Genomic DNA, 12,229 nt, shown 5'->3' on the forward strand with positions numbered 1-12,229 from the left:
GCCCTCAGTTCGCGTGGCGCGGGTTGAGCACATCGCGCAGGTGGTCGCCCACCAGGTTGATGGCGATGATGGCCAGCGCCAGCGCGATGCCGGGGAAGAACGAGATCCAGTACTGGCCCGACAGCAAATACTCGAAGCCGTTGTAGATCAGCATGCCCAGCGACGGCTCGGTCACCGGCACGCCCACGCCCAGGAACGACAGCGTGGCTTCCAGCGCGATGGCGTGCGCCAGGTCGATGGTGGCGATCACGATCAGCGGCGGCATGCAGTTGGGCAGCACGTGGCGGAACAATACCCGCCCCCACGACAGCGACATGCAGCGCGCCGCCTCGACGTATTCCTTGCCGCGCTCGACCAATGCGGCGCCGCGCGCGGCGCGGGCGAAATAGGCCCACTGCACCACGATCAGCGCGATGATCACCTTATCCACACCCTTGCCCAGGATCGCCAGCAGCATCAGCGCCACCAGGATCGCCGGGAACGACAACTGGATATCCACAATGCGCATCAGCAGCGCGTCGATGCGCCCGCCGAAGTACGCCGCGATCAGGCCCACGGTGGCGCCGATGCCGAACGCCGCCAGTACCGACACGGTGGCCACCAGCAGGCTGGTGCGCATGCCGTACAGGATCGCCGACAGCAAGTCACGCGCCTGGCCATCGGTGCCCAGCCAGTAATGCATGCTGCCGTCGCCGCTTTCGCTGCCGGGCTTGAGCTTGGAATCCATGATGTCCAGCGATGCCAGGTCATACGGATTCTGCGGCGCGATCCACGGCGCCAGCAAGGCGGCGCCGACGATCAGCACCAGCATCACCAGGCCCAGCGTGGCCAGCTTGCTGGCGAAGAAATCGCCCAGGAAGCGGCGCCACGGCGTCTGTTCCCTGGCGGCGGCGGGTACGGCAGCAGTCACGGGGGCGGTCATCGGCGGCTATCCAGGCGTACGCGGGGATCCAGCACCGTATAGATGATGTCCACCACGAGGTTCAGCATCACAAGGAAGAACACGATCAGCAGCAGGTACGCCACCACCACCGGCCGGTCCAGGTTGATGATGGAATCGATCAGCAGCTTGCCCATGCCGGGCCACGAGAACACCGTCTCGGTCACCACCGCGAAGGCCATCACCTGGCCGAACTCCAGGCCCGCCACTGTCACCACGGGGATCAGGATGTTCTTGAGCAGGTGCACGCCCAGCACGCGCTTTTCCGACAGGCCCTTGGCGCGCGCGAACTTGATGTAGTCCATCGGCAGCGCCTCGCGCGTGGCGGCGCGGGTCACGCGGATGATCATGGCGCACTTGGCGAAGGCGATGGTGGCGGCCGGCAAGGCCAGGCTCAGCCAGCCGTCCAGCGTCAGCACGCTCAACTGCAGCGAACCGATGCTGACGGTCTGGCCGCGGCCGCCGGCCGGCACCCAGCCCAGCATCACCGCGAACACCATGATGAGCATCAGGCCCACCCAGAAATTGGGCAGCGAGAACCCCAGCACCGATCCCGTCATGATGGCGCGCGAGCCGGCCGCCTTGGGCTTGAGGCCCGCGATGATGCCCAGCGGCACGCCGATCAGCACCGACAGCAGCATGGCCACACAGGCCAGCTCGACGGTGGCCGGCATGCGCTCCAGGATCAGGCGCATGGCTGGTTCGCCGGTCAGGAAGCTGTTGCCGAAATCACCGCGCACCGCCTGGCCCATGAAGATCAGGTACTGCCGCCACAGCGGCAGGTCCAGGCCCAGCGAGGCGCGGATGGCGGCGCGCTGCGCCTCGGTGGCCTCCGGACTGGCCAGCATCGACACCGGATCGCCGACCATGTAGATGCCGGCGAAGACCAGCGCCGACATGACCATCATGACGACGATGGTTTGCAGCAGCCTTCGTACGATTGTCGCTAGCACAGGATACCGCCCGCGACGTGCGTCACTTCTTCAGCGTAGCGAACTGCGCCAGCGTGACCTGGTCGGGACGGCCCTGGTAGCGGATGTCGTTCTTCATCGCCCACACCGACAACTCGAAGTGCACCGGCAGCATGGCGTAGTCATCCATGGCGATGTTGCTGGCCTTGGACAGCAGCTCGGCGCGCTTGGCGTCATCCATGGTGGACGAGGCTTCCTTCACCAGCTCGTCCATCTTGGGATTGGAATAGCGGCTACGGTTGGTGGTGCCCAGGCCCGCCTCGGGATTGCGCGTCACCAGGAGCGAGGTCAGCGCGTTCGACATCTCGCCGCTGGTCACCGACCAGCCAGCCAGGTAGGCCGAGAACGCATAGCTGTCGCGATTCTTGAAGAACACCGGCGGCGCCATGGCGTCGACGCTGGTCTTGACGCCCACGCGGGTCCACATCGACGCGATCGCCTGCGCCACCTTGGAATCGTTGACGTAGCGGCCCGACGGCGAGCCCAGCGTGATCGAGAAACCGTTGGGATAGCCGGCTTCCTTCAACAGCGCCTTGGCCTTTTCGACATCGGCCTTGGGCGCCTTGGAATGTTCCTTGCTGGAACCGAACATGGGGTAGGGCAGAAGATTGCCGGCGGGCAGCGCCACGCCCCCCATCACGCGCTCGACCAGCGCATCGCGGTTGAGCGCCAGCGACAGCGCTTCGCGCACGCGCTTGTCTTTCAACGGATTTTTGTCGGTGCCCTGGATGCCGGGCGAGGGCTCGGCGTACTGGTCCAGCGCCACGTACACCACGCGTACCGACGGCGTCTCTTCGACATACAACTTCTTGTCGCCCTTGAGCTTGGGCAGGTCATCGGTCGGGGGATCCTCGATCATGTCGACGTCGCCGGCCAGCAGGGCCGCCACGCGCGCCGCGGCATTGCTGATCGGGCGATAGATCACCTTGTCCCACACGGGCTTCTTGCCCCAGTAGTTTTCATTGCGCGCCAGCACGAATTCGGCGCCGCGCTTCCACGACACGAACTTGTACGGGCCGGTACCGATGAGGCCGTCGCCGCTGTTCAATTCCGTGGTGGTCTTGCCTTCGGCCGCGGGGCCGGAGGCGGCCTTCTTCGACATGATGGGCAACTGCGCCAGGTTCACCAGCAGGTTCGGCGCCACTTCCTTGGTGGTGATGCGCAGGGTCATCGGATCCACCGCTTCGGCCTTGGCCACCGAGCCCAGGTACAGCGTGAACGGCGACGGGCTGTTCGGCACCTTGGGCACGCGGTCATAGGTGAAGACCACGTCCTCGGCGGTGAACGGCGACCCATCGGAGAACTTCACGCCGGGCCGCAGCTTGAAGGTCCACACCTTGCCATCGACGGTCCAGGACTCGGCCAGCGCCGGCACCGGCTTGAGCTGCGCGTCGGTGGCCACCAGCGTGTCGAAAATGGTCTGGGAGATCTGGGTGTTCGGCGTCAACGCGTGGTACTGCGGATCCATCGATGATGGCTCGGTCTTCAGCCCGATCACCAGGTCGCGCGCCAGCGCCGAATTGAGGGTGCCGAAGGCCAGCAGAACCGCTACCGAACCACAGGCCAACACACGCGAAAACCGAGATGCCATCATGATCTCCCAGGGTTGTTTCGGGTTTTAAACCTCTGGCGCACCTTAACCAGCAAACAAGGCCCCGCGCAACAGTTATATTCCCCTATTGTCCTTGCCTCGCGTTGTCCCCGATATGTCCGTCCATGCCCCTATTGCCGCCATTGCAACCGCCCCCGGAAGAGGTGGCATCGGTGTCGTGCGCGTTTCTGGTGCGGACCTGTCCGAATTGGTGCGTCGCCTGTTCCAGCGCGAACTCACGCCGCGTCACGCGCACTATCTGCCGTTCAAGGCGGTCGATGGCGAACTGCTCGACGAAGGCATCGCGCTGTACTTCAAGGGGCCGCATTCCTACACCGGCGAAGACGTGCTGGAACTGCAGGGCCACGGCGGACCCGCGGTCCTGCGCCGCGTGCTCGACAGCTGCCTGGCGGCGGGCCGCGACCTGGGCCTGCGGCTGGCCGAGCCGGGTGAATTCACCCGCCGCGCGTTCCTCAATGACCGCATGGATCTGGCGCAGGCCGAGGCCGTCGCCGATTTGATCGAAGCCTCGTCGGTGGCCGCCGCGCGCGGCGCCATGGCGTCGCTGTCGGGCGACTTCTCGGCGCGCGTCAACGACCTGTCCGACCGCATCATCCACCTGCGCATGCTGGTCGAGGCCACGCTCGATTTTCCCGAAGAGGAAATCGACTTCCTCGAGAAATACCAGGCGCGCCCCACGCTGGAAAAGCTGGCCGGCGACCTCGGTCATCTCATCGCCCAGGCGCGCCAGGGTGTGATCCTGCGCGAAGGCCTGCATGTGGTGCTGGCCGGCCAGCCCAACGTCGGCAAATCCAGCCTGCTCAATGCCCTGGCCGGCGACGACGTTGCCATCGTCACACCGATCGCCGGCACCACGCGCGACAAAGTGGTGCAACAGATCCATATCGACGGCGTGCCGCTGCACATCGTCGACACCGCCGGCCTGCGCGAAACCGAGGACACCGTGGAAAGCATCGGCATCGCCCGCAGCTGGCAGGAAATCGAGCGCGCCGACGTCATCCTGCACCTGCAGGACGCCACCCAGCCCGGCGACGAACTGGACGCGCAGATCACCGCGCGCCTGCCGCCGCGCACGCCAGTGCTGAAGGTTTTCAACAAGGTGGACCTGTTATCCACAGCCTTTGCGGCCGGCCCCGGCGAACTCGGCATCTCGGCCAAGCGCGGCGCGGGCCTGGACGCGCTGCGCGCCGAGCTGCTACGCATCGCCGGCTGGAATCCCGGCGCCGAGTCGCCCTGGCTGGCGCGCGAACGGCACCTGCACGCGCTGCAGGATGCCGCCGATCACCTGGCGCTGGCCGCGGAACACGCTGAACAGGACGACCGCGTGCTGGACCTGTTCGCCGAGGAACTGCGGCTGGCGCATGACAGCCTGTCGAGCATCACCGGGAAGTTCACCAGCGATGATTTGTTGGGCGAGATCTTTTCCAGCTTTTGCATCGGGAAGTAGCGTTACCCGTTTCTGCCACCGTCTCGCCACCTGCGCTGAGAGCCCCGCCCCTCAGAGGGACAGCTTCAACTCCGCCGACATGTTGTAAAGGCGCCTGCCCACCGATTCGCCATGCTTATCGAACGGCATTACGGTCACATAGAGCGGGCCACCTCCCTTGGGAGCGGGGAGTTCTATATGGGTTGATTTAGTTTCCAGGAACGCGACATCCTTGGGCGGCGTTTTGTACAGACTGTCGTACATTTCCGGCTTCCAGCCACCCACGAAGTACTTTTTGACGCTCTCGGGCGCGTCGATGTCCTGATAATTCCATCCCCTGCTGCGCGACGACACATAGACACGATAGCCAAGAAGATCATTGTCCGAGTCGCGCGCGGGCAACCATTCAACGAGGAATTTTCCCCTTTTCACTTTCACGTTCTTGAAATCAGGTGGATCAGGTTCGTACTTCGGTCCAAAGTCGGTGAGTTTCCAGCGATTGGTAGTCGTCTCGTAATAGTTCCATCCATACCACTTGGAGTCCGCAGCCTCTTCCGGCGTGGCGGTCTTGTAGTAGTAAGCCGCGTCAAGGCCCGCCAGGGCTTGACTGGAGAAGTAGTAGTAGGACGGATAGACTGGAGATTTATCCCCCCCGCCACTTGGCCCCGGAGCCACGTACACCAGGAAATGAGAAGGGGACTTATCGATGAGAAATGGGTTGTTTGCGAGTTCGGCAACGGAAGGGATACGCCCATTGATCATTACGGGGGGGCCGCCCACAAGGTCAGCTTCAAAGAGGTGCCAACCTCCGTCGTAATAAATCTCCGTGGTGATATGGGCATGGGCTTGCACCAGCCTGGTCTTGTAGCCCGCCGCTTCGAACAAGTCTGCGGCAACACGGGCAACACCACCACAACGCATTTCGCCCAGCTTGAGAAGCACAATCGGATCGAATACTGCTTGTTTGTCTTCGTACATCGGTTGGACATACGGATTGTGGTACGCCGCCTTGTAGAGGAAGTCCAGGACGGCCAGGTGGCGTTCCTGGTTTGTTTTCGCGCCTGCGGTCAATTTCTTGAAGATCTCTCGCAGGGCAGTCAGACGGTCAACATCTGCCAGCTTTTTCTCGACCTTGGCAAGGTACGCAAATGGGTAGTCGTACGTTATGTCGATCTGATCAATCGGCTTATTGAGTCGACTCGGGCTGTATCTCGGATTGAAGTAGTCCGTCCCGATACGCATGTACCGTTCAGGATCAAAACGACTCAGGTACTCCTCAGTGGTAATGGATGCTTGTGCTGTTTGCTGTGAGGCCTGGCCGTTCTCCGGAACGTTTTTGTAGACATAGCCACCCGCGACGACAATGGCCGCCAAGGACAGCAACAGTCTGGATCTCAATTTCTTGAACAAAACTCAGGTCTCCAAATTTCCATCTATACAGCTGGTAGAAATAGTTAGCATATGCACGTATTTCAGGAAATTATAGGTCTGAAGGATTCAGTATTGGTTTTTTTTCGAAACCAACCGATTGGAGCCACGACATGGGACACATCATCCGCCCCGCCGTCGCGGAGGATCTGCCCACGGTGGAGCACATCGTCCACGATGCCTATCGCCATTACGTCGCGCGCATCGGCGCCACGCCGGGACCAATGCGCGACGACTACCGCGCACGTATCGTCCGGGGACAGGTGCAGGTAGTGGAGGACGAAGCCGGTATCCAGGCCGTGCTGGTCCTGGTGCATGAAAGGGACTGCCTGCTGCTGGACAACGTGGCGGTCTCGCCCGCTGCGCAAGGACGTGGCTATGGCCGCGAACTGATGCGATGGGCGGAGAGCGTGGCGCGGCAGGCGGGCTACCGCCGCATCCGGCTATACACACAGGAAGCGATGATCGAGAACATCGCCATCTATCAACGCTATGGCTATGTCGAGACCCACCGCGCCGAGGAAATAGGCTTGAAGCGGGTATTCATGACCAAGCAGCTTGATCCGTGACTCCACATTAAATGAGCAATTGCTCATTTATAGAATATGAGCTTTTGCTCATACCTATCTTCAAGGCACTTAAAGAGGAAATTCCAGGAGAGGAAATTCCAGAATCACGCATCTCGAGACTTTCCCGCCGTCAACGCGAGCGCCCCCTTCAAGGTCTCGCGCGCAAGACGATTGCTGGCCAATGACTTCGCGTACACCGAATCCGGTCGAATGCGCTGCGCAATGACAAAACCCGTGATGCACGCCAGCATCAACGGCAACATCACCTCATAGCTCAACGTCATCTCGAAAATCATCAATATCGACATCAGCGGCGCGTAGGTCGTGGCCGCCAGCAACGCCCCCATGCCCACCACCGCGTAGCTCGATACCGCGGACAGGTCGCCGGCGGGAAACAGCGCATGCAAACCGGAACCATACAGGGCGCCGACGGCAGCCCCCACGAACAGCGTCGGCGTGAATACCCCGCCGATCGCGCCGGAACCGACGCTGGCGCCGGTGGCCACGATCTTGAACAGCAGGATCGCCGCCACCGCCTGCCAGGCCCATTCGTCGGTATGCAGCATGCTGTTGACCACGCTGTAGCCGTTGCCCCAGACCTCGGGCTTGAACACCGACAGGGCGCCCACCACCAGTCCGCCGAGCGCCATCTTGGCCCACAACGGCAGCGTCAGCCGACGAAACAGCGCCTTCGATGCATCCAGGAACCGCAGGAATTGCGGCGCCACCATCCCTGCGATGAGGCCCAGCCCCAGGTAATTGGCCACTTCCCAGCCCGACACGAAATCGAACGGCGGCATATGGAACACCGCGTCGTAGTGCAGGATCTGGCGCGTCACGATGTTGGCGACCACCGATGACACCACCAGCGGCACCAGGGTGGCCGACGCTATGGCGCCATAGACGATCTCAGAAATGAACAGCGCGCCGGCAATCGGCGCGTTATAGGCGGCCGTGATCCCGGCGGTGGCGCCGCACGCCACCAGCAGCCGCAGATGCCGCGGCGGCAGCACCAGGTAGCGGCCCGACAACGACGAGAACATCGCCGCCAACTGCACCATCGGCCCTTCGCGGCCAATCGAAGCCCCGGAACCGATTGAAAACAAAGAAGAAATGCTACGCGCCACGGTCTGGCGAAAGCCGATCACGCCGCGGCCGATGGCAATGGCCTCCATATAGTCGGCGGCCCCGCGCGGCGGCAGCCGGCGAGCGGCCACCTGCAGGATCAACCCGGCGATCGCGCCGCCAGCCGCCGGCAGCAGCAGCCGTTCCCAGGACGACATGCCGCGCGCCAGCGACACCATGCCATGCGGCGAATCGACCCCGCCCAGCAGCATCTGGATCCAGCCCAGCAGTTCCCGAAAGATCACCGTTGCCAGCGCGCCGGCCAGTCCCATCAGGGCTGCCGCGCACAGCGTCGCAGGAAGATTGTCGGCCAGCAAACGGCCTCTCAGCCAGGTTGCCCAGGCCGGTTTCTTGATTCTGAGTTGTCTTGCCATGGGCGGATTCTACGGCGGAAACCTGCTCACTTTTTGTTCAGCCGGACGTCAACCCCGGCGGGACGCCACCCCTCACATGGCCAATTCCGGCAACGCCTCCAGGGGCCTATACAGGCCTGCAAAGAGGCGAAAACCAGGGTAGGCAACCAGCGTTTTTTCGGGGTAAAAGTGCCGCTGCCCGACCCGGTTTGGCAGAAGAGGGCTGTGGATAACTCCTAAGGCGGCAGGTTGTGCACATTGTGTGGAGGCGAGTTGAACAAGCAGGGGTTTTGGACGAGGTCCGAAATCTTGTCCAACTTCGGCTCTTTTTCCACACAGAGTTCTTGCACAGCCAAAAACGCCCGCAAGTCGATGAAAAAAAACGGGTTTCCAAGGTTAAGGTAGTTATCCACAGGCCTTATTAATCATTAGTCTTTATATAAAGAGAAATACAGGGAAAAGACAAACATGCTTTCTCCTATCTCCCAGCCACACCCCCCCGGACTCCGTCCATGCGCATCCTCCTGATAGAAGACGAAGCGGAACTTGCCCGCTGGCTGTCCAGAAGCCTGGCCCGACATGCGGGCTTCGTTGTCGAATGGGCTGACGACGGATTGGTCGCCGAAAGAAGGTTGGCCGTCGAAGAATTCGATGCGGTCATCCTCGACCTGGGACTTCCCGGCATGGATGGCCATACCTTGCTGGCGAAGATCCGCGCGCGGGACGACCGCACGCCGGTGCTGGTCCTGACCGCGCGCGATTCATTGGCCGAAAAAATCGGGACACTTCACGAAGGCGCGGACGATTTCCTGCCGAAACCGTTTGTTGTGGAAGAGTTGGAAGCGCGCCTGATCGCCCTGGTGCGTCGCAGCCGTGGCCGTGAACACCCGCGACTCACCCTGGGAAACCTGGTTTTCGAGACTTCGGGGCAAAAATTCACGGTCTCGGGACAGGCTTTGCAGTTATCCCCACGTGAACACGCCGTATTGCGGGTGTTGATCCAGAAAAGCGGCGAACCCATCAACAAGCAGCAGATCCTCGACCGCATCGTGACCGACGATGCCGACATCAACCTCGAAGCCATCGAGGTGCTGGTGCACCGCCTGCGCAAGAAATTGGCGGAAACCGGCGTGCAGATCACCACCATGCGGGGCATGGGTTACTGCCTGGAGAACGCTGTTGACAACTAGTTTTCCGGAAAAAACCCCGGTTTCCAGGAAAAAAAACCGCAATCGCACCCTGAAAACGCAGTTGCTCTGGTGGTTGATCCCCACCCTGGTCCTGGTGATGATGGGCGCGCTGTGGCTGTCCAATCACCAGCTGCGCAACCAGGTCGACATTGCCTACGACCGTTCGCTTGCCGGCGCGCTGCGCGCGATCGACCACAACATATCCACAGCCAGCGGTGGATTAGCCATGGAGCAGCCGTATCTGATGCTGGAATTTTTCGAGCTGACGGCCAATGGCAGCGTGTTCTACCGCGTGGCCACCGAGGACGGCCTGGCCGAGATCGGCCATCCCGGGCTGCCGATGCCGGCCCAGCCGCTGGTTTCGGGCGAACCGCAGTTCTTCTACGCCACCTACCAGGGGGCTCCCGTACGCGTGGCCGCGCTGGCGCGGGCCATGGATCCGCCGCTGTACGCAAACAAGGGGGGACGGGTTATCGTCCAGGTCGCCGAAGGGCTGGAAAGCCGCCAGGCCTTCCTGCACCAGGTGCTGGTGCGTTCGGTCGAACGCGACCTGGCCGTGATCCTGATCAGCGTGCTGGTGATCGTCCTGGGGGTTTTCATGGCCCTGCGCCCCCTGGAGCGCCTGCGCCAGGAAGTGGAAAGGCGCTCCGCGGACGATTTAAGCCCCGTCAGCGCGTCCGAGATGCCAGGGGAGGTCCTACCCCTGGTCGCCGCCGTAAACCTCCACATGGCCCGCTACGCGGCCCAGGCGAGGGTCCAGAGCCAGTTCCTGGACGACGCCTCGCACCAATTGCGCACGCCGCTGTCGGTCCTACGGACCCAGACCGCCTACGCCCTGCGTGAAACATGCCCCCAGGAGGTCCGTACAGCCCTTCTGGCGATGCAGGAGGGGTTGGACAGGGCGGTACGCACCACCAACCAGATGCTGGCCCTGGCGCGCGCTAAAGACGCCTCGCTGGCCGAAGGCGGCCTGGCGGCCGAACCGGTGGATCTGGCCGCGCTGGCCCACGGGGTCATCCGGACCCTGTTGCCGACCGCCCGGGCCCGCCAGATCGACATCGGGCTCGATGCCGGCGACGACCCGCTGGTGGTGCAGGGCGTGGACTGGCTGCTGCGCGAGGCCGCCAGCAACCTGGTCGACAACGCCATCCGCTACACCGCCCCGGGTGGCGTGGTGACCGTGGTGGTGCGCCGCCAAGCCGGTCAGGCCAGCCTGGCGGTGGAGGACAGCGGCCCGGGCATGTCGGCCGAGGACATTGCCCGCGCCGGCATCCGGTTCCGCCGGGGCGCGGCCGGCAAGAACAAGCCCGGCGCGGGATTGGGGCTGGCCATCGTCGATACCATCGCCGGATTGCTGGGCGCCCGCCTGGTGCTGGAGAACCGGACGCCGTTGGCCGGCCTGCGCGCGGCGCTGGTGTTTTCCCTGGAAACGGCCCCGTATGTTGCGCCGCACCAGGAAAATGGCGATTTTTGAAAGGTTCTGGAAAGCTTCGATTTTGTACGGTTGCATCCGCTGGAGTCCGATCAGGCGACAGACCACCTCGATCGCCAGCCCTGACTAGACCTATAAATTCGGAGACGCAAGAATGCAGACCAGCCTCAAGCTGCGCCTGGCCGCCGTCGCGGCGCTCGGCGCGATCACCCTGTCCCTGGGCACCGCCCACGCCGCCGACGAACCGCGCCGGCCGGAATGCATCGCGCCGGCCCAACCCGGCGGCGGCTTCGACCTGACCTGCCGCCTGGCCACCGAGGGCCTGAAGCAGAGCGGGGCGCTCAAGAGCGCCATGCGCATCGTCTACATGCCGGGCGGCATCGGCGCGGTGGCCTACAACAACATCGTCGCCCAACACCCCAACGAGCCCGGAACCATCGTGGCGTTCTCGGGCGGTTCGCTGCTGAACCTGGCGCAAGGCAAGTTCGGCAAGTACAACGTCGACGACGTGCGCTGGCTGGCGGCCATCGGCACCGACTATGGTGTGGCCGTGGTGCGCAACGATTCGCCGTACACCGACCTGAAGGGCCTGATGGAAGCCTTCAAGCAGGACCCGACCAAGATCGTGCTGGGCGCCGGCGGCACCGTCGGCAGCCAGGACTGGATGAAAGCCGCGCTGACCGCCAAGGCGGCCGGCGTCGATTTCAAGAAGATGCGCTTCGTTGCCTTCGAAGGCGGCGGCGAGGCCGTGACCGCGCTGCGCGGCGGCCATATCCAGGCCTACATGGGTGATGCCGCCGAGGCCTTCACCATGCTCGAAGGCGGCGCTCCCATCCGCGTGCTGGCGGTCTTCAACGACCAGCGCCTGCCGGGCAAGCTGGGCACGGTGCCCACCGCGAAAGAGCAGGGCTACGACATCGTCTGGCCCATCATCCGCGGCTTCTACGTCGGTCCCAAGGTGTCCGATGCCGACTACCAGTTCTGGGTCAACGCCTTCAATCGCGTCGCCGCGGCGCCCGAGTTCGCCAAGCTGCGCGAACAGCAGGGACTGTTCCCCTTCAACAAGACCGGCGCCGACCTCGATGCCTACGTGAAGCAGCAGGTCAAGCAATACGCCGAACTGGCCGACTCTTTCGGCCTGGTCAAGAAATAAGCCGCAAGGCTTGCCTACCGACCGCGCGCG

The 12,229-nt window shown here is 63.2% G+C and carries 10 protein-coding genes; 5 read left to right on the forward strand and 5 right to left on the reverse strand.

Translation table 11 applies throughout. The features are described from left to right. Positions 1-4: 4 nt before the first annotated feature. The 3 genes from DK459_RS00985 to DK459_RS00995 are packed head-to-tail and all read right to left on the reverse strand — an operon-like array spanning position 5 to position 3,502. Positions 5-922 carry an ABC transporter permease gene (locus DK459_RS00985; protein WP_024070809.1) on the reverse strand — a complete coding sequence of 306 codons (918 nt, stop codon included), beginning with the start codon at positions 920-922 and terminating at the stop codon, positions 5-7. Then, the gene (locus DK459_RS00990) at positions 919-1,893 is read right to left on the reverse strand and encodes an ABC transporter permease (RefSeq protein ID WP_024070808.1); all 975 of its coding nucleotides are present in this window, start codon (positions 1,891-1,893) and stop codon (positions 919-921) included. Before DK459_RS00990 ends, DK459_RS00985 begins: the two co-directional genes overlap by 4 nt. A gap of 22 nt (positions 1,894-1,915) precedes the next feature. Next, on the reverse strand, positions 1,916-3,502 hold the full coding sequence (locus tag DK459_RS00995; RefSeq protein WP_054442472.1) for an ABC transporter substrate-binding protein: 1,587 nt from the start codon (positions 3,500-3,502) through the stop codon (positions 1,916-1,918). 115 nt (positions 3,503-3,617) lie between these two features. On the opposite strand from DK459_RS00995, the gene mnmE reads away from it, so the two are divergent. Further along, positions 3,618-4,970, forward strand: a complete 1,353-nt coding sequence (gene mnmE / locus DK459_RS01000; RefSeq protein ID WP_006389550.1) for a tRNA uridine-5-carboxymethylaminomethyl(34) synthesis GTPase MnmE — start codon at positions 3,618-3,620, stop codon at positions 4,968-4,970. A 51-nt stretch (positions 4,971-5,021) separates the two neighbouring features. Here mnmE and DK459_RS01005 read toward each other — a convergent pair whose 3' ends face one another. Next, positions 5,022-6,359, reverse strand: a complete 1,338-nt coding sequence (locus DK459_RS01005; RefSeq protein WP_146221866.1) for a hypothetical protein — start codon at positions 6,357-6,359, stop codon at positions 5,022-5,024. A gap of 131 nt (positions 6,360-6,490) precedes the next feature. Between DK459_RS01005 and DK459_RS01010 the strand changes: the two genes are divergently transcribed. After that, positions 6,491-6,946 carry a GNAT family N-acetyltransferase gene (locus DK459_RS01010; protein WP_006389552.1) on the forward strand — a complete coding sequence of 152 codons (456 nt, stop codon included), beginning with the start codon at positions 6,491-6,493 and terminating at the stop codon, positions 6,944-6,946. A gap of 104 nt (positions 6,947-7,050) precedes the next feature. Here DK459_RS01010 and DK459_RS01015 read toward each other — a convergent pair whose 3' ends face one another. Then, complete coding sequence (locus tag DK459_RS01015; protein WP_006389553.1) at positions 7,051-8,445, reverse strand: ClcB-like voltage-gated chloride channel protein; 1,395 nt, start codon at positions 8,443-8,445, stop codon at positions 7,051-7,053. Between the two features lie 491 nt (positions 8,446-8,936). On the opposite strand from DK459_RS01015, the gene DK459_RS01020 reads away from it, so the two are divergent. From DK459_RS01020 to DK459_RS01030, 3 genes are all read left to right on the forward strand, one after another. Then, positions 8,937-9,614 carry a response regulator gene (locus tag DK459_RS01020; RefSeq protein WP_006389554.1) on the forward strand — a complete coding sequence of 226 codons (678 nt, stop codon included), beginning with the start codon at positions 8,937-8,939 and terminating at the stop codon, positions 9,612-9,614. A 97-nt stretch (positions 9,615-9,711) separates the two neighbouring features. After that, entirely contained in the window at positions 9,712-11,088 is a 1,377-nt protein-coding gene (locus DK459_RS01025; protein ID WP_047992496.1) for a sensor histidine kinase, read from the forward strand. 112 nt (positions 11,089-11,200) lie between these two features. Beyond that, a complete protein-coding gene (locus DK459_RS01030) occupies positions 11,201-12,199 on the forward strand; it encodes a tripartite tricarboxylate transporter substrate binding protein (RefSeq protein WP_006389556.1) in 999 nt (332 codons plus the stop codon). The last annotated feature ends 30 nt before the right edge of the window (positions 12,200-12,229 follow it).

Origin of the sequence: Achromobacter sp. RW408 (assembly GCF_003184165.1) — a bacterium.
Taxonomy (GTDB): Bacteria; Pseudomonadota; Gammaproteobacteria; order Burkholderiales; family Burkholderiaceae_B; genus Achromobacter; species Achromobacter xylosoxidans.

Bases quoted from the DNA above. Each gene is read 5' to 3' on its own strand.
- DK459_RS00985 (WP_024070809.1), bottom strand. From the start codon at position 922: ATGACCGCCCCCGTGACTGCTGCCGTACCCGCCGCCGCCAGGGAACAG.
- DK459_RS00995 (WP_054442472.1), bottom strand. From the start codon at position 3,502: ATGGCATCTCGGTTTTCGCGTGTGTTGGCCTGTGGTTCGGTAGCGGTT.
- mnmE (WP_006389550.1), top strand. From the start codon at position 3,618: ATGTCCGTCCATGCCCCTATTGCCGCCATTGCAACCGCCCCCGGAAGA.
- DK459_RS01010 (WP_006389552.1), top strand. From the start codon at position 6,491: ATGGGACACATCATCCGCCCCGCCGTCGCGGAGGATCTGCCCACGGTG.
- DK459_RS01015 (WP_006389553.1), bottom strand. From the start codon at position 8,445: ATGGCAAGACAACTCAGAATCAAGAAACCGGCCTGGGCAACCTGGCTG.
- DK459_RS01020 (WP_006389554.1), top strand. From the start codon at position 8,937: ATGCGCATCCTCCTGATAGAAGACGAAGCGGAACTTGCCCGCTGGCTG.
- DK459_RS01025 (WP_047992496.1), top strand. From the start codon at position 9,712: ATGATGGGCGCGCTGTGGCTGTCCAATCACCAGCTGCGCAACCAGGTC.
- DK459_RS01030 (WP_006389556.1), top strand. From the start codon at position 11,201: ATGCAGACCAGCCTCAAGCTGCGCCTGGCCGCCGTCGCGGCGCTCGGC.